12 protein-coding genes are annotated in these 17520 nt (G+C 71.8%); 7 read left to right on the top strand and 5 right to left on the bottom strand.

All coding sequences use genetic code 11. The features are described from left to right. Nucleotides 1–5 precede the first annotated feature (5 nt). Entirely contained in the window at nucleotides 6–1229 is a 1224-nt protein-coding gene (locus MIC98_RS00645; protein WP_239734925.1) for a beta-ketoacyl-[acyl-carrier-protein] synthase family protein, read from the bottom strand. A gap of 208 nt (nucleotides 1230–1437) precedes the next feature. Between MIC98_RS00645 and MIC98_RS00640 the strand changes: the two genes are divergently transcribed. Together MIC98_RS00640 and MIC98_RS00635 are read left to right on the top strand one after the other, a co-directional pair. Then, nucleotides 1438–1713: a YcgL domain-containing protein gene (locus MIC98_RS00640; protein WP_239734924.1), complete on the top strand. Its 276-nt coding sequence runs from the start codon at nucleotides 1438–1440 to the stop codon at nucleotides 1711–1713. Next, nucleotides 1706–5026 carry an ankyrin repeat domain-containing protein gene (locus MIC98_RS00635; RefSeq protein WP_239734923.1) on the top strand — a complete coding sequence of 1107 codons (3321 nt, stop codon included), beginning with the start codon at nucleotides 1706–1708 and terminating at the stop codon, nucleotides 5024–5026. Before MIC98_RS00640 ends, MIC98_RS00635 begins: the two co-directional genes overlap by 8 nt. A gap of 187 nt (nucleotides 5027–5213) precedes the next feature. Here the strand turns inward: MIC98_RS00635 and MIC98_RS00630 are convergent, their stop codons facing one another. After that, nucleotides 5214–7013, bottom strand: coding sequence for a monovalent cation:proton antiporter-2 (CPA2) family protein (locus MIC98_RS00630; RefSeq protein ID WP_239734922.1), 1800 nt, complete (start codon nucleotides 7011–7013; stop codon nucleotides 5214–5216). A gap of 323 nt (nucleotides 7014–7336) precedes the next feature. On the opposite strand from MIC98_RS00630, the gene mgtE reads away from it, so the two are divergent. From mgtE to MIC98_RS00615, 3 genes are all read left to right on the top strand, one after another. Next, entirely contained in the window at nucleotides 7337–8707 is a 1371-nt protein-coding gene (gene mgtE / locus MIC98_RS00625) for a magnesium transporter (protein WP_239734921.1), read from the top strand. Nucleotides 8708–8790: 83 nt separating this feature from the next. Beyond that, entirely contained in the window at nucleotides 8791–11505 is a 2715-nt protein-coding gene (locus MIC98_RS00620) for a bifunctional acetate--CoA ligase family protein/GNAT family N-acetyltransferase (protein ID WP_239734920.1), read from the top strand. A gap of 25 nt (nucleotides 11506–11530) precedes the next feature. Next, entirely contained in the window at nucleotides 11531–12256 is a 726-nt protein-coding gene (locus tag MIC98_RS00615; protein ID WP_239734919.1) for an alpha/beta fold hydrolase, read from the top strand. 42 nt (nucleotides 12257–12298) lie between these two features. Here MIC98_RS00615 and dkgB read toward each other — a convergent pair whose 3' ends face one another. Both dkgB and MIC98_RS00605 read right to left on the bottom strand, forming a co-directional pair. Beyond that, entirely contained in the window at nucleotides 12299–13102 is an 804-nt protein-coding gene (gene dkgB, locus MIC98_RS00610; RefSeq protein WP_239734918.1) for a 2,5-didehydrogluconate reductase DkgB, read from the bottom strand. A 33-nt stretch (nucleotides 13103–13135) separates the two neighbouring features. Next, nucleotides 13136–14350 (bottom strand): MFS transporter, encoded by a 1215-nt coding sequence (locus MIC98_RS00605; protein WP_239734917.1) that lies wholly within the window; start codon nucleotides 14348–14350, stop codon nucleotides 13136–13138. Between the two features lie 127 nt (nucleotides 14351–14477). Between MIC98_RS00605 and MIC98_RS00600 the strand changes: the two genes are divergently transcribed. Further along, nucleotides 14478–15380, top strand: coding sequence for a LysR family transcriptional regulator (locus MIC98_RS00600; RefSeq protein ID WP_239734916.1), 903 nt, complete (start codon nucleotides 14478–14480; stop codon nucleotides 15378–15380). A gap of 111 nt (nucleotides 15381–15491) precedes the next feature. On the opposite strand, the gene MIC98_RS00595 is transcribed toward MIC98_RS00600, so the two are convergent. Continuing rightward, a complete protein-coding gene (locus MIC98_RS00595; RefSeq protein ID WP_239734915.1) occupies nucleotides 15492–16448 on the bottom strand; it encodes an aldo/keto reductase in 957 nt (318 codons plus the stop codon). Nucleotides 16449–16595: 147 nt separating this feature from the next. Between MIC98_RS00595 and MIC98_RS00590 the strand changes: the two genes are divergently transcribed. Further along, nucleotides 16596–17453, top strand: coding sequence for a methyltransferase (locus tag MIC98_RS00590; RefSeq protein ID WP_239734914.1), 858 nt, complete (start codon nucleotides 16596–16598; stop codon nucleotides 17451–17453). Nucleotides 17454–17520 lie beyond the last annotated feature (67 nt).

Here is a 17520-nt window from a genome sequence, read left to right as displayed (position 1 = left end):
GTGCCTCACCCCGCCTTGCCGAATACCAGCGAGCAGTTGTTGCCGCCGAAGCCGAAGGAATTGTTCATCGCATGGCCGATGTCCGCGCATGCGTTGTCGAACCGGATCTGCGGGCCGCAGGCTGGGTCGGGGACCTCGCTGTTGAGCGTGCCCGGCAGCAGGCCGTCGGACAGGGCCAGCAGCGCGAACACCGATTCGACGATGCCGGCTGCGCCCAGGGTGTGCCCGGTCCAGCCCTTGGTCGAACTGGCGTGCAATGACGGAGGGAACAACGCGGCCACCGCCGCCGCTTCGATGCCGTCGTTGGCCGGGGTCGAGGTGCCGTGCAGGTTGAGGTAGCCCACCTGCGCGGCGTCGATGCCGGCGCCGTGCAGCGCCCGTTGCATCGCCAGGCGGGCGCCCAGGCCCTGCGGGTGCGGCGCCGACATGTGGTGGGCGTCGCTGGATTCGCCGTAGCCGTGCAGTTGCAGCGCGGTGTCCGGGCCGGCGCCGGCGCGTTCCAGCACGGCGTAGCCGCCGCCTTCGCCCAGCGACAGCCCATTGCGGCGGGCATCGAACGGCCGACAGGGATCGTTGGCGACCAGCTGCAGCGAATGGAAGCCGAACAGCACGCTGCCGCACAGCGTGTCGACGCCACCCACCAGCGCGGCATCGGCGAAGCCGGCGTGGATCAGGCGCGCCGCCTGCGCGAATACCTTGGCGCTGGACGAGCAGGCGGTGGCCACGGTCACGCAGGGGCCGCGCAGCCCGGTGGCGGCCTGCACGAAGTCGCCCGGCGCGTGCGGGGTATGGATGCGCGGGCGCCGCAGGTCCGGCGGGAAGCACGCCACGCCGTCGGCACCGGCCTGCAGGTGCGCGTAGGCCTCCTCGGTGGCGCCGATGCTGGAGGTGGACGTGCCCATCACCACCGCCACGCGGCCGGCGCCGTGGCGGGCGACGACACCAGCCAACGCATCGAGCAGGCCGTCCTGCTGCAGCGCCAGCCACGCCAGCGCGTTGTTGCGGCAGGCGAAGCCGGCCAGGGCCGGTGGCAGCGCCACGTCCTCCACGCCCTCGACGCGGCCGATCCAGCAGTCCAGCGGGTCGCTGCCGAAATCGTTGCGGCGCAGCCCGCTGCGGCGTTGCGCCAGCGCCTGGCGCTGCGCATCCAGCCCGGCGCCCAGTGCGGTGGTGGCACTGTGCGCGAGGATGTTCAGCGGGAGCTGGCGCGGGGACGGAGCGGCGGTCACGCGGTTTTCCGGGGCCTGGACGGGGCGCGAGTATATCGGTGCGTCGTCCGCCGCATGGCTCCATGCCGGTATGCCGGCGTCGGCGTCTTGATGAAAATGAATGAAGCTTCGCCGAAGAAGGCGGCCGCTGCGGGCACAAATGCCTTTCGCCTGCGTCGGCTTTCCGACACAATCCTGCGTATTCCCAAGCAGGGCAAAGCCCGCGGGCATGCAAGCCTACGTTTACAAAAGCCAACGCAAGCAGGACACCTACGTCTACCTTGCCAAGCGCGATGATTTCGATGCGATCCCGTCCACGCTCGGTGCCACGCTGGCACCGTTCAGCTTAGTGCTGGAGGTCGCCCTGACCCCGGAGCGGCGGCTGGCCCAGGCCGACGCCGCGCTGGTGCGCGCCAACCTGGCCGAGCGCGGCTTCCACCTGCAGCTGCCGCCGCAGCCATTGGCGCCGGTGAAGATCGCCCGCATCGACGGCCGCGATGACTGATCCGCTGCGTACCCGTGCCGCCGGTGCGCTGGCCGCCGGCGCGCTGCTTGCCCTCGTCGCCGGGTTCGGTGGCGCGGCCGCCGCCGTGTGCGGCCTGCTGGCGCAACCCGCGTTTGCCCTCGGCGTGTCGTGGTGGCGGCGTACGCGTGCCGCCACCGCGCCGGTCGAATTGTTCAAGCATGAATTGCCGGCCCTGCTGGCGGTGTGGGCCGGCGGCGTACTGCTGCTGGCACTGCTGGTGTCGTGGCCGCTGCGGGCGCTGCGCGACAGCGGCAGCCTGCCGGCGGTGCTGGCAGTGAGCGTGGCGGTGAGCATCGCGGTGCTGGCGCTGTGGCGCAGCTGGCCGTTGTGGCAGGCGCTGGAGCGCGAGGGTGGCACGTTGCGCGCGCAGGGGCAGGCGCTGTCGGCGCGTGGCATGGAAAGCTGGCACGGGCTGGGCGCGGCGCTGGCGTTGCTGGTGCTGTGCGCGGCGGTGTTCGTACCGGCCTGGCCGGGCCTGCTCGGCACCGGCTGGCAGTGGCCGCTGGCGATCGCCACCGCGCTGCTGTCGCCGGTGCTGCACGGCGTGCTGCAACGGCTGCCCAGCGCGCCGCCGGCGCCGGTTGCCGAGGCGCCGGTATTCGATCCCTTCGACGAGCCGCTGGCCGAGCCGGCGCCGCTGGAACCGCTGGCACAGCACGAACTGCTGCCGCAGCTGTACGACGCCGCGCGCGGTGGCCGTGTCGACCGCGCATTGCAGTTGCTGGACGCTGGCGCCGATCCGCATGCGCTGCCGCCGGACGACTCGCGCGACCAGCGCAGCCTGGCGGTGCTGGCCGCGGTGTTGCCGGACCTGCGCCTGCTGCGCGCGCTGATCGGCCGCGGCGTCGACGTGAACCTGGCCCACCGCGGCATGACCCCGCTGCTGGCCGCTACCCGCGACAGCTGGCACGGCCGCCCGGAAGCGGTGATGACCCTGCTGGCCAACGGCGCCGACCCGCGCGCCACCGACGCCGACGGCAACACCCCGCTGCACCACGCCGCGCGCAGTTCCGACCCCGGCGTGGCCGCGCTGCTGCGCGATGCCGCCGCGCAGATCGACGCGCTCAACCACGACGGCCACAGCCCGTTGGCGGTGGCCTGCCAGAGCGGCAACTGGCGGCTGGCCAAGTTCCTGCTCGAACGCGGCGCCAAGGTGGAGCCGGCCGACGGCGTGCCGGTGCTGGTGCCCGCCGCCGCCACCGAGGACGACGACCCGGCCGGCGTGCAGCTGCTGCTCAAGCACAAAGCACGGCTGGACGCGCGCGACCGCCGCCGCCGCAGCGCGCTGCACGAGGCCGCGCTGGCCGGGCATGCCGAGATCGTCGAGGTCCTGCTCAACGCCGGCGCCAACATCGAACCGCGCGACGCCGCCGGCCGCACGCCGTGGCTGGACGCCGCCGCGCAGGCCCATGCCGGCGTGCTCGAACGCCTGCTGGCGCACAAGCCCGACGTCAACGCCGTCGATGGCGAAGGCAACAACGCGCTGCTGCTGGCCTGCCGCGCCGAGCAGGTCGGCGCGACGCTGGTGCGCTGGCTGCTCGAACTGGGCGTCGCCCGCGACGCGGCCGCCGCCGATGGCCGCCGCGCCATCGACCATGCCGCTGCCGCCGGGCGCTGGAGCATCGTCGCGCTGCTCGACCCGGACTATCCGCTGCCGGTCGCGGTCAGCGACGCGCCGGCCAATGGCGAAAGCGACGGCGCCGCCACGCCGTCGCCGTTGAGCGACCGCGCCCCGCTGGAGTTGCTGCGCGAAGCGCTGGGCTTTGGCAACATCGATGGCATGCGCTCGATGGCGCAGCTGTGCACGCCGGCCGAACTGGGCGGCCTGCTGCACGACCCCGAACTGGCGTTGCAACCGTGCGTGGTGGACTGGTTGCTGCAGCACGACATCGCGCTGGAACAGCAGGATGCCTGCGGCGACACGCCAATGTTCGCGCTGCTGGCGCGTGGCGTGGATGCCATCCCGACCCTGCAGGTGCTGCTGCGGCACGGCGTGTCGCCGGCCGGCCGCGGCGGGCTCGGCCGCCTGCTCGCCGCCTGCGCGCGCCACGACCACGGCTCGCGCGGTACCGAGCAGTTCGCGCTGGAACTGCTCGAACGCGGCGCCGACCCGTTCGGTGCTTCGCCGGCCGGCGACCCGCCGCTGGCGCTGGCCGTGCGCCTGGGCTGGCTGAAACTGCAGCAGGCGTTGCTGGCGCTGGGCGTGGACCGCGAGGCGCGCGACAGCCACGGCATGACCGCCTTGCACCTGGCCACCGCACTGGCACGCGAGGCCTCGCTGAAACTGCTGGTGATGCAGGGTGCCTCGCCGGACGCGCGCGCCGCAGACGGCCAGACCCCGCTCGGCGTGGCCCTGTCCAGCGGCCGCCGCGACCTGGCCGACTGGCTGGACTGGCGCGGCTGGCCGTTGCCGCTGCGCGCGCTGCGCGAGGCCGACGTGCCGGCCGCGGCGATGGCCGGCGACGCCGACGCGGTGCGCCGCCTGCTCGACCTCGGCCTGGCGGTGGACGCCACCGATGCGCAGGGCTGCACCGGCCTGCTGCGCGCGGCCGGCGGCGGCCATGCCGCGGCGGTGGACCTGCTGCTGGCGCGCGGCGCCGACCCGCAGCACGCCGCCGCCAGTGGCGCCACGCCGTTGTCGGCGGCGGTGAGCATGCGCCAGGGCGGCATCGTCACCGCGCTGCTCGATGCTGGTGCGCACATCGACCACCGCCTGCCCGGCGGCGTCACCGTGCTGATGCTGGCCGCCGCGCTGGGCCTGCCGGACATCGTCGCCAAGCTGCTGACCGCCGGCGCCGACGTGCATGCCGGCGACGACCAGCACCTGGCGCCGTTGCACTGCGCCGCGCTGTATGGCTTCACCGCGCGCGACCGCTCGCGCCTGCTGGCGCTGCTGGACACCCTGCTGCTGGCCGGCGCCGAACCCGACCAGCCCGCCGCCGGTACCGTCACCCCGTTGCTGCTGTTGCTGGGCGCGCGCGCCGAACCCGGCACCGCCTGCGACGAGCAGGTGGTGCTGGCCGCGGTCGAGCGCCTGCTCGACGAGGACGTGGCGCTGGACGTGCGCGACCCGCGCGGCTTCGGCCCGCTGCACCTGGCCGCGCTGCATGGCCTGCCGCTGCTGGTGCAGAGCCTGCTGCGCGCCGGTGCCGACCCGGACGCCCGCGACAACCTCAACCGCAGCCCGCGCGAGATCGCGGTGATGCGCGGTTTCGTCGACATTGCCGGCGCCTTCGAGCCGGCGGTGCCGGGCGTGTCGTCGATGGCCCGCTTCCTGCGTGACCGGGGCTGAGCCATTGAATTCGTAGCTGCGGGGCTTGCCCCGCAGGCCTTGAACCCACCGCGACGGGAAGCCCCGTACCGGGCAAGCCCGGCATCCGCGATTCCCGATGGGTGCCGACCGTTGGTCGGCACGGCCCCTTGCATTGAACTCTCCCGCCGCCCGAGCAACGGTCGAGCGCCAGCGTGACGATTGCGGGTTATTCGTTTTGCGGCGCCGCGTCGCTATCACCGACGTCGGCTTCGAACAGGTGCATCAGGTCGGCGCGGGCGTCGCGCGAGGTCTGGATCACCGCCGCCTCGTCGTCGTAGACCAGGTGCTGGGCCTTGAGCAGCTTCTCGTCGTGCTCGCGGAAGCGGCGCACATGCTCGCGCGCGGTGCTTTCGGGAATGCCCAGCGACGTCAGCACGCGCTCGCTGATTTCGAGGCTGGAGCCGAACACCTCGCGGAACGGTTCGGCCGACATGTCCATCAGCTTCCACGCGTGCTGACGGTTGCGGGCGCGCGCCAGCACCCGGGCCTGCGGGTACAGCCGGCGCACCAGCCGCACCGCGCGCAGGTTGGTGTCCGGGTCGTCCATCGCCATCACGAACATGCGGATCTGCTCGCCGCCGGCCGCGCGCAGCACCTCCGGGCGCGAAGGGTCGCCGTAGTAGAGGTGGTTGCCGAAGCGGCGCAGGTCCTCGACCGTCCCCGGGTCCGATTCCAGCGCCACGAACGGGATGCGCTGCGCGGTCAGCAGGCGCGCGACGATCTGGCCGAAGCGGCCCATGCCGGCGATCAGCACCTGCGGGTGTTGTGCCTGCGCCTCGCGCATGTCGTCCGCTGCGGGCGTGGGCGCCACGCCCGGTACCCGCGACTTCAGCAGGTGCTTGAGGCCGATCATCAGCAGCGGGGTCAGCGCCATCGACAGGCCGACGATGGCCACCAGCCGGTCGTGGTCGGCGTGGTTGAGCAGCTTGACCCGCTCGGCCTCGTTGAACACCACGAAGGCGAATTCGCCGCCCAGCCAAAGCACGCTGCCCAGCATCAACGCGCTGCGCAGCGGCAGCCGCGCGGCCAGCCCGACCAGCAGCAGGATGCCGAACTTGACCAGCAGCAGCGCGGCCACGCCGATGGCGATCAACGCCGGCTCGGCGGCGACGCGGTCCAGGTCGATGCCCATGCCCACGGCGATGAAGAACAAGCCCAGCAGCAGGCCCTTGAACGGCTCGATCTGCGCTTCGATCTCGTGGCGGAATTCCGAATCGGCCAGCAGCACGCCGGCCAGGAACGCGCCGAGGCTGGCGCTCAGCCCGGCCGTCTGCATCAGCCATGCCGTGCCCAGCACCACCAGCAGCGCGCTGGCGGTGAATACCTCCGGCATGCGCGTGCGCGCCACGCTGCGGAACAGGTAGCGCAGCAGCGGCCGCCCGAGCAGGATCACCAGCGCCAGCGCGCCCAGCGCGGCGGCGGCTTTCTGCCAGGTCAGGGTGGCGTTGCGGATGCCGCCCAGCAGCGGGATGGCGGCCAGCAACGGGATCGCCGCCAGGTCCTGGAACAGCAGGATGGCGAAGCCGAAGCGGCCGTGGTCGCTGTTCAGCGCCTTGTGCTCGGACAGCAGCTGCAGCCCCACCGCGGTGGAGGACAGCGCCAGCGCGGTGCCGACCACCAGCGCGCTCTTCCAGTGGAAGTGGTACAGCAGCAACAGCCCGCCCAGAGCGGCGGCGCTGAGCAGCACCTGCGCGCTGCCGCCGCCGAACACCGGGCGCCGCATCACCATCAGCCGCGACGGCGACAGCTCCAGCCCGATCAGGAACAGCAGCATCACCACGCCGATCTCGGCGGCGTTGAGGATGCGCTCGGCGTCCTGCACGAAGCCCAGCACGTGCGGCCCCAACACCACGCCGGCGGCCAGGTAGCCGAGCACCGCGCCCAGCCCGAAACGCTTGAATACCGGTACGGCGATCACCGCCGCCAGCAGCAGTACCAGGGCCAGCTCCAGACCGCCGCCATGCATCGGGTTCGTGCTCTCGAAAGGGAGGAAAGGGCGCCGCGCACCGCCATACGGCGGGCGATGACGAATGCGGCTATCGACGGGTGAAAGATTACCGCGCGGGCACCGGCATTGGAAAATTCACTCGGCGTTGCTTGACCCCCGCCGTGCCTGCCCGCAGACTCGCGCCGCTGCGCGGTGGACACCGCGTGGCATTCCTTCGGAGCCCACCCATGCCCAGCGACAGTAGCAGTCGATCTCGTTCGACGCCGGTGACGGCAACCGCCTGAGTGGGCCGGTTCGCCGCCACGGGCGTTGCGGTCGCACCCCCGTAAAGGCGAATCACGATGAACCAGAAGCAACTCCTGCGCCGCATGGCGGACGCCGCCGCACTGAGCGCACCGCTGGCGGATTTCAACACCGCCGACGCGGTGGTGTACCTCAACCACCTCGAATCGGCGCAGGCCGCCGACACCCTGGCCGCGCTGCCGCTGCCGCGCGCGGTCAAGCTGCTGGAGGCGCCCGAGCTGCAGCGCGCCGGCGAACTGGTCGCCGCGCTGCCGCCGGCCCGCGCCGCCGCGCTGCTGGGGCTGATGGCCGACGACCGCGCCACCGACATCGTCCACGAGCTGGACGAGGACGAGCGCGCGCGGCTGATCCCGCTGCTCGACCCGCAGGCGCGCCAGTCGATCCAGCTGCTGCTCGGTTTCCCGGCCAACACCGCCGGCGCGCTGATGACCACCGAGTTCGTCAGCGTGCCCGCCGACTGGACCGTGGCCCGGACCCTGCAGCACATCCGCGAGGTCGAGCGCACCCGCGAGACGGTGTACGCCATCTACGTGCTGGACCCGCACGACCAGCAGCTGCGGCAGGTGGTGACGATGCGCCGGCTGATCACCGGTGCGCCGGACGATTCCATCCTCGCCGTGGCCCAGGTCAACCCGCCGGTCACGGTCGGCCCGCTGCTGGACCAGGAAGAGGTGGCGCAGCTGATCCGCCGCCACGACCTGCTGGCGATCCCGGTGGTGGACGCGCAGCGGCGCATGCTCGGCATCGTCACCGTGGACGACATCCTCGACGCGCTGATCGACGAATCCACCGAGGACGTGCACAAGTTCGGCGGCGTCGAGGCGCTGGACAGGCCGTACATGCAGATCGGCTTCTTCGACATGATCAAGAAGCGCGCCGGCTGGCTGAGCGTGCTGTTCCTCGGCGAGATGCTCACCGCCAGTGCCATGCAGCACTACGAGGACGAACTGGCGCGCGCGGTGGTGCTGACCCTGTTCATTCCCCTCATCATGAGCTCGGGCGGCAACTCCGGCTCGCAGGCGACCTCGCTGCTGATCCGCTCGCTGGCCCTGCACGAGCTGCGCCTGCGCGACTGGTGGAAGGTGGCGCTGCGCGAGCTGCCCACCGGCGTGGTGCTGGGCGGCATCCTCGGCCTGCTGGCCATCGTGCGCATCACCGTCTGGCAACTGGCCGGGCTGCACGACTACGGCGCGCACTGGAAGCTGCTGGCGGTGACCATCGGCGCGGCGCTGGTGGGCATCGTCACCTTCGGCTCGCTGTCCGGCTCGATGCTGCCGTTCGTGCTCAAGCGGCTGGGCTTCGACCCGGCCAGCGCCTCGGCGCCGTTCGTGGCCACGCTGGTGGACGTGACCGGGCTGGTCATCTACTTCAGCATCGCCGCGATGATCCTCGGCGGGACGCTATTGTGAGATCACCTGCCTTTTGATCCGGCGCATCCCGCGTCCACCCGCGGCCGTGTACCTTTGACCACGTTCCCGCCGCCGGCCCCGCGATGAGCATCTATCACCTGCAGACCGTGTTCCGCCCCCGTTCCGTGGCCGTGGTCGGCGGCAGCCCGCGCGAGCGTTCGGCTGGGCGCGCGGTGGTGCGCAACCTGCGCGCGGGCGGTTTCGCCGGGCAGGTCGGCTGGGTCAACCCGCGGCATGCCGAGATCGACGGCATGCGCACGGTCAAGCGGCTCCGCGACCTGCCGTGGATACCGGACCTGGTGGTCATCACCACCCCGGCGGCGATGGTGCCGCAGGTGGTGGCCGCGGCCGCCGAACTGGGCGTGGCTGGTGCCATCATCCTCACCGCCGGGCTGGGCCACGGCCCCGGCTCGCTGGCCGCGCAGGTGGAAGCGGCGGCGCGGCCCCGTGGCATGCGCGTGCTCGGCCCGCACTGCCTGGGCGTGATCGCCCCGCATGCGCGGCTCAACGCGTCGATCGCCGCGCACACACCGCAGGCCGGCGACCTGGCGCTGATCTCCGAATCCAGCGCCATCGCCGCCGCGCTGGTGGAATGGGGCGTGGCGCGCTCGATCGGCTTTTCCGCGGTGGTGTCGCTGGGCGATGCGCTGGACGTGGATTTCGGCGACCTGCTCGACTACTTCGCCAGCGACTACCGCACCCGCGCGATCCTGCTCTACGTCGACCAGATCAGCGACGCGCGCAAGTTCATGTCCGCCGCGCGCGCCGCCGCGCGCGCCAAGCCGGTGGTGGTGGTCAAGTCCGGGCGCCAGCCGCGCGCGGCCGCGGCCGGCGCCGATTCGCATGCGCAGGCGCTGGCCGCGCCGGACGCGGTGTACGGCGCGGCCTTCAACCGCGCTGGCCTGCTGCGGGTGAACGCGCTGGACGAACTGTTCACCGCCGCCGAGACGCTGGGCCGGCTCGGCACCTTCCCCGGCCAGCGGCTGGCCATCCTCAGCAACGGCGGCGGCGTCGGCCGGCTGGCGGTGGACCAGCTGCAGGCGTTGGGCGGCACGCTGGCAGGCTTGTCGCCGGCCACCGTCGAACGGCTGGACGCGGCGCTGCCGCAGGGCTGGTCGCGCGACAACCCGGTGGACATCGTGGTCGACGCTGACGGCGAGCGCTACGCCGCGGCGGTGGAGGCGCTGCTGGCCGACGAGGCCAACGACGCGCTGCTGGTGGTCAACGTGCCGACCGCGTTCACCTCCTCGGCCGACGCGGCGCAGGCGCTGACCCGCAGCCTGGGCCAACGCCCGCGGCAACTGCGCGACAAGCCGGTGTTCGCGGTCTGGCTGGGCAACGACGAGCAGGCCACCGCGACGCTGAACACCGCGCGGGTGCCGACCTACCCCAGCGAGGCCGAGGCGGTGCGCGGTTTCCAGCACCTGGTGCGCTACCGCAAGGCGCAGGCGGCGTTGATGGAGACGCCGCCGAGCCTGCCGGCCGATTTTAGCGTCGATGCCGCCCGCGCCCGCGCGCTGGTGGAGGCGGCGTTGCGCAACGACCAGCAGTGGCTGGACCCGATGGCCACCCAGCAGCTGTTGCAGGCCTACGGCATCCCCTCGCTGGAGGTGATGGTCGCGCGCGACGCGCGCGAGGCGATGGAACTGGCGCAGCCGCTGCTGGAACAGGGCGCCAGCGTCGCGGTGAAGGTGTTCTCGCCGGACATCCCGCACAAGTCGGCGGTCGACGGCGTGCGCCTGAACCTGGGTACCCTGCAGGCGGTGCGGGTGGCGGCGGACGCGATCCTGCGGCGGGCTGCCGAGCTGCGCCCGGACGCGCGCATCGAGGGCGTGCTGGTGCAGCCGATGATGGTGCGGCCGAAGGCACGCGAGCTGATCGCCGGCATCGCCGACGACGCGGTGTTCGGCCCGGTGCTGGTGTTCGGCCGCGGCGGCACCGCGGTGGAGGTGATCGACGACAAGACCTTGGCGCTGCCGCCGCTGGACCTGCGCCTGGCGCACGAGGTGATCGGCCGCACCCGGGTGGCGCGCATCCTCAAGCCCTATGGCGACGTGCCGGCCGCCGACGAGCGTGCGGTGGCGCTGGTGCTGGTCAAGCTGGCGCAGCTGGCCGCCGACATCCCCGAGATCCGCACGCTCGACCTCAACCCGCTGCTGGCCGACCGCAACGGCGTCCTCGCGCTGGACGCGCGCATCGCCATCGCCCCGGTGCGGCGCCTGCACAAGGGCCGCGGCCACCCGCGCTTCGCGATCTTCCCGTACCCCACCGAGTGGGAGCGCAACATCGAACTGGCCGACGGCGGCAGCGCCTTCATCCGCCCGGTGCGGCCGGAGGACGACGCGCTGTTCCGCGCGTTCTTCGCCCGCGTCAGCGACGACGACCTGCGCCTGCGCTTCTTCCAGTCGGTCAGGCATTTCAGCCACGAGTTCATCGCCCGCCTGACCCAGCTCGACTACGCGCGCTCGATCGCGCTGGTGGCGATCGACCCGGACGGTGGCGAGATGCTCGGCGCGGTGCGCCTGCACGCCGACGCCGACTACGACCGCGGCGAGTACGGCATCCTGATCCGCTCCGACCTCAAGGGCCAGGGCATCGGCTGGAAGCTGATGCAGATCATGATCGAATACGCCGGCTGGCAGGGCCTGAACGTGGTCGAGGGCCAGGTGCTGCGCGAGAACAGCACCATGCTGGCGATGTGCCGCACGCTGGGCTTCACGGTCAAGGCCGACCCGGACGACCCGGCGATCATGAACGTGACCCTGCCGGTGCGTTCCACTGCGGCGGCTGTCGATTGACCGATGCCGGCGCGACAATGGCGGCATGGAAACCGCCGTTGCCGGGGATGCGCCCGGAAAGATCCCGCTGCTGTTGCTCCCCGGCCTGCTCAACGACGCCGGGTTGTGGCGCGCGCAGGTCGACGACCTGTCCGGCATCGCCGACTGCATGGTCGGCGACCTGACCCGCGGCGACAGCATGCAGGCGGTGGCCGAGGACGTGCTGGCGCAGGCGCCGCCGCACTTCGCGCTGGCCGGTTTTTCGCTGGGCGGCTTCGTCGCCCAGCAGATCCTGCGCATCGCCCCGCGGCGCGTGCGGCGGCTGGCGTTGATCGGCACCTCGATCCATGCCGATTCGCCCGAGCGTGCCGCGCAGCGTCGCGCGCAGCAGGCCGGCGTGCGCCGCCTGCCCGGCACTTTCCACGGCTTCGGCGACACGCTGATGCGCAACTACATCGACGCCTCGCGCCTGCACGATCACGACCTGGTGCAACGCGTGCGGGCGATGACCACGCGGCTGGGCGCGGAGGTGTTCCTGCGGCAGAGCGCGCTGGAGCGCGTGGACGGCCACGACGTGCTGGCCGGCTACCGCGATCCGCTGCTGATCGTGTGCGGCGCCAACGACCGCATCACGCCGCCGGCGATCAGCGCGGAAATGCACGCGCTGGTGCCGCATTCGCGGTTGCTGGTGTTGCCCAACTGCGGGCATCTGGCGCCGATGGAAAAGCCGGACGCGGTGAGTGCCGCGCTGCGGACCTGGTTGCGGGAGTAACGCCGGCCAGCGGCCGCCGCTATCGCCGCGTTGTCCCGGCCCTCAATCCCACGCCGGCGCGATGCCCTCCGGGTTGGCCAGCCGCCGGCCGCGGTCCAGCGTGGCGATCTGCGCCATGTCGTCCTCGTCCAGCCGCACGCCGGCGGCCTCCAGGTTGCCGGCGAGATTCCCGCGCCGGGTCGAGGACGGGATCACCGAGTAACCCTGTTGCAGCGCCCATGCCAGGGCCACTTGCGCGGGCGTGGCTTCGTGGCGCCGGGCGATGGACTGGATCACCGGGTCCACCAGTACCTCGCCGTAGGCCAGGCTCATGTAGGCGGTGACGTGGATGCCCTGTTCGCGCAGGAACGCCACCAACCGGCGGTTCTGCAGATAGGGGTGGACTTCGATCTGGTTGGTGGCGATCGCCTTGGCGCCGAGGATCCCGATGGCCTGCCGGGTCTGGGCGACGGTGAAGTTGGAGATGCCGATCGCGCGCGCCAGGCCCTGCGCCCTGGCCTCGGCCAATGCGCCCAGGTATTCGGCCATCGGCACCTCGTCGTCCGGCGAGGGCCAGTGGATCAGCGCCAGGTCCACGTGGTCGGTGCGCAGCTTCTGCAGGCTGGTGCGCAGGCTGGCCGGCAGCGCGTCGCGGCGGAATTCGCCGATCCACACCTTGGTGGTCAGGTACAAGTCTTCGCGTGCCACGCCGGATGCGGCGATGGCCTGGCCGATGTCCGCCTCGTTGTCGTAGATCTGCGCGGTGTCGATGGCGCGGTAGCCGACGTCCAGCGCGTCGCGCACCGAGTCGATGACGGTCTGGCCCTTGAGGCGGAAAGTGCCGAGGCCGATGGCGGGAAGGGTCATGGGAAGCTCCAGGGTGGGTGTGGAGTGAGGGGATCAGTGCGCGGCGACGGCGATGCCTTCGGCGCGGTCGTCGATGCCGTCGCGGCGGTCCAGGCGGCCGCTGAGCGCGGTCAGGCCATAGGCGGCAACCACCACCAGCGCGCCCAGCCACGGCGTGTGCATCAGGCCGGCGTGTTCGACCACCAGCCCGCCCAGCGAGGCGCCCAGCGCGATGCCGACATTGAACGCGGCGATGTTCAGGCCCGAGGCCACGTCGCCGGCCCGCGGCGCGTAACGCTGCGCCTGCCGCACCACGTACACCTGCAGGCCCGGTACGTTGCCGAATGCCACCGCGCCCAGCGCCAGCACGGTCAGCAGCACCAGCCATGCGTCGTGTGCGGTGAAGGTGAGCGCGAACAGCACCAGCGCCAGCAGCGCGAAGATGCGCTTGAGCGCCGGCACCGGGCCGAGGCGGTCGGCCAGGCGCCCGCCCCACAGGTTGCCGAATGCCACCGACACGCCATACACCAGCAGCACCGCGCCCACCGCGTTGGCGGAGAAACCGCTGACCTCCTGCAGGATCGGTGCGAGATAGGTGAACGCCAGGAAGGTGCCGCCGTAGCCCAGCGCGGTCATCGCGTACACCAGCAGCAGGCGCGGTTGCGCCAGCACCGCCAGTTGCTGCGCGAACGTGGCCGGTGCGCTGCGCGGCAGGTTGCGCGGCACGAACAACAGGCTGCCGAGCAGCGCCACCACGCCCAACCCGGCCACCGCGAGGAAGGTGGCGCGCCAGCCCAGGTGCTGGCCGATGAAGGTCCCCAGCGGCACGCCCGTGACCAGTGCCACGGTCAGCCCGGTGAACATGATGGCGATCGCGCTGGCGGCCTTTTCCTTCGGCACCACCGCTGTGGCGATCACCGCGCCGATAGAGAAGAACACGCCGTGCGCCAGCCCGGTGAGGATGCGCGCGGCGATCAGCGAGGCGTAGCCGGGCGCCAGCCATGCAAGCAGGTTGCCGGCGGTGAACAGCGCCATCAGCGCCACCAGCAGCGCCTTGCGCGGCACCCGGCCGGTCAGCGCGGTCAGCACCGGCGCGCCGACCGCCACGCCCAGTGCGTACAGCGATACCAGCAGGCCGGCCGAGGGCAGGCCGACGTGCAGGTCGGCGGCGATGGTCGGGATCAGGCCGACGATGACGAATTCGGTGGTGCCGATGGCGAACGCACCAAGCGTGAGTGCCAGCAGGGCGAGGGGGATGCCACGGGACATGGGGCGGCCTTCAGCGGGGGAGGGCGCACAGTCTGGGACCGCTACTGTTGCCGAAAAAGCGGAATTGAATCCAATGAATATTGATGGATGGTCAATAATCGGGCATCCACGGCCAGCCACGGTGCCCATGAAAACCACCCTCGACGAAATGCAGGCCTTCATCGCCGTGATCGACGGCGGCTCGATCACCGCCGCCGCCGAAGGCCTCGGCCAGACCCCGTCCGGCGTCAGCCGCACGCTGGCGCGGCTGGAGGAGAAGCTCGGCACCACGCTGCTGACCCGCACCACCCGCCGCCTGCACCTGACCGAGGAGGGCGCCGCGTTCCTGGCGCAGGCGCGGGCCATCGTGGCGTCGGTGGAGGCGGCCGAGGAACAGATCGCCGCGCGCCGCGAGCGCCCGGCCGGGCGCCTGCGCGTGGACGCGGCCATGCCATTCGTGCTGCACGTGATCGCGCCGCTGGTGGCCGGTTACCGTGCGCGCTACCCGGAGGTGGCGCTGGAACTGAACAGTTCCGAGCGCTACATCGACCTGCTCGAGCGCCGCACCGACGTGGCCATCCGCATCGGCCCGCTGGCCGATTCGACCCTGCATGCAAGGCCGTTGGCGCGCAGCCGTCTGCGCGTGCTGGCCAGCCCGGCCTACCTGCGGCAACGCGGCACGCCGAAGAGCGTGGCGCAGCTGGACGAGCATGCGCTGCTCGGCTTCAACGAGCCGGATTCGCTGAACCACTGGCCGTTGCGCGGCGCCGGGGACGCACGGCTGCACGTGCGCCCGGTGGTGGCCGTGTCCAGTGGCGAAACCCTGCGGCGGCTGGCGCTGGAAGGGGCGGGCATCGTCTGCCTGTCCGACTTCATGACCCAGCGCGACCGCGACTGCGGCACCCTGGTCGAGGTGTTGCCGAAGCAGACGCTGGATGTGCGCCAGCCCATCCACGCGGTCTATTACCGCAACACCGCGGTGTCGGCGCGGATCAGCTCGTTCCTCGACCATCTGGCGCAGGCGCTGGCCGAGGCGCCGTTCGCGCGCTAGGCATGCCGAACCGGTTGCGTGTTGCCTTCACCGTAGCTGCGGGGCTTTCCCCGCAGGGGCTTTCCCGGCAACACCTCGCGGTGCCTGCGGTATTCGCCGGCTGTCCTCGCCTTACGCCCCGGCGCTGGCCGCATCCAGCTGCGCGACGTCCTGTGCCGACAGCTGCAGCCTTGCCGCGGCCAGCACGTCGTGCAGCTGCTCCACGCGGGTGGCGCTGACGATCGGCGCGGTGATCCCGGGCCGCGCGATCAGCCACGCCAGCGCCACCTGTGTCGGCGTCGCCTTGTGCCCGGCGGCCACGTCGTCGAGCGCGGCGAGGATGCCCAGCCCGCGCGGGTTGAGGTATTGCGCGACCACCTTGGCGCCGCGCGCGCCGCTCTTGCCGGCGTCGTCCGCACTGCGGTACTTGCCGCTGAGGAAGCCGCTGGCCAGCGCGTAGTAGCTGATCACGCCCAGTTCCTGCTCGCGCGCCAGCGGCTCCAGCTCGGCCTCGTAGCCGGCGCGGTCGCACAGGTTGTATTCCGGCTGCAGGGTTTCGTAGCGCGGCAGGTGGTAGTCGGCCGAGACCTTCAGCGCGTCGCGCAGGCGCGTGGCGCTGTAGTTGGAGGCGCCGATCGCGCGCACCTTGCCGGCCTCGATCAGCCGCGCGAACGCGCCCAGGGTTTCCTCCAGCGGCACCGATTCGTCGTCCTCGTGCGCCTGGTACAGGTCCACCACGTCGGTCTGCAGGCGGCGCAGCGAATCGTCGATGGCGGCGTTGATGTTGTCGGCCGACAGGCCGGGGCGCTCGGCCCACTTGGCCACCTTGGTGGCGACCACCACCTTGTCGCGCTTGCCGCCGCGCTTGAGCCAGCGGCCGATGATGGCTTCCGATTCGCCGCCCTTGTTGCCCGGCACCCAGGCCGGGTACACGTCGGCGGTGTCCACCAGGTTGAAGCCGGCCTCGACGAAGGCATCGAGCAGGATGAAGGCGGTCTTCTCGTCCACGCTCCAGCCGAAGACGTTGCCGCCGAACGCGATGGGGGCGACCTGCAGGCCGGAATGGCCAAGTTCGCGGGACCGTGTCATGCGCACCTCCTTGCCGGATCGAGCGCTACAGCATAGTGGGCATGCCCGCCGACGCGGTTATGGAAGCATTAAGAGTGCGGGTTGGCAGCGCGCGAAGCCCTTGCCGACGCATGCTAGGCTCCGGTTTTCCCTGCCGGATGCCGTGCCATGAAGACGCCCGTTTCGCTGCTCGCCACCTGCTTGTTGCTGGCCACGCTGCCGGCCGCCGCGCAGGAACACGCGCACCACGACCACGCGGCCATGCAGGCCGGGCCCCAGGCGTCCGTGCCGTTGCAGGACGTGCTGGCCGGCGAATGGCGCAGCGACGCCAACCGCGCCCGCGACGAATACCGGCACCCGTTGCAGACGCTGGAATTCTTCGGCGTGCAGCCGCAGCAGACGGTGGTGGAGATCACCCCCGGCGCGGGCTGGTACGCGGAAATCCTCGCGCCCTGGCTGCGCGAGGGCGGCAACTACGTGGCGGCGGTGGTGGACCCGGCCGCGCTGCCGGCCGGCGGCGGCCGCGACTACCAGCAGCGCAGCCGCGACGGGCTGGAAAAGAAGTTCGCCGAAGCGCCGGCGCAGTTCGACCGCGCCAGCGTCGTCGCCTACGACCCCGTTGCCCCGGTGCTCGGCGCGCCCGGCTCGGCCGACGTGGTGCTGACCTTCCGCAACGTGCACAACTGGCGCGCCAGCGGCCAGGCCGAAGGCATGTTCCGCGCCTTCTTCGACGTGCTCAAGCCCGGCGGCACGCTGGGTGTGGTCGAGCACCGCGCCAAGGCCGACGTGCCGGCCGACGACAAGAGCGGCTACGTCGGCCAGGCGCAGATGATCGCAATGGCCGAGGCGGCCGGCTTCACGCTGCAGGGCAGCAGCGAAATCAACGCCAACCCGCGCGATACCAAGGACCACCCCAACGGCGTGTGGACGCTGCCGCCGTCCAACAACCACGACGCCGCCGATGATGCGAAATACAAGGCCATCGGCGAGAGCGACCGGATGACGCTGCGTTTCGTGAAGCCGTGAAAAGCAGGGACCGGGGAACGGGGAGCAGGGAATGGTGGTTGGCCGCGGGCCTTTGGGCTCGGCGTGC

The organism is Stenotrophomonas sp. NLF4-10 (assembly GCF_022359915.1).
GTDB lineage: Bacteria > Pseudomonadota > Gammaproteobacteria > Xanthomonadales > Xanthomonadaceae > Stenotrophomonas > Stenotrophomonas daejeonensis.
Note: the sequence above shows the minus strand (reverse complement) of the source record. Positions and strands in the feature narration are given on the sequence as shown.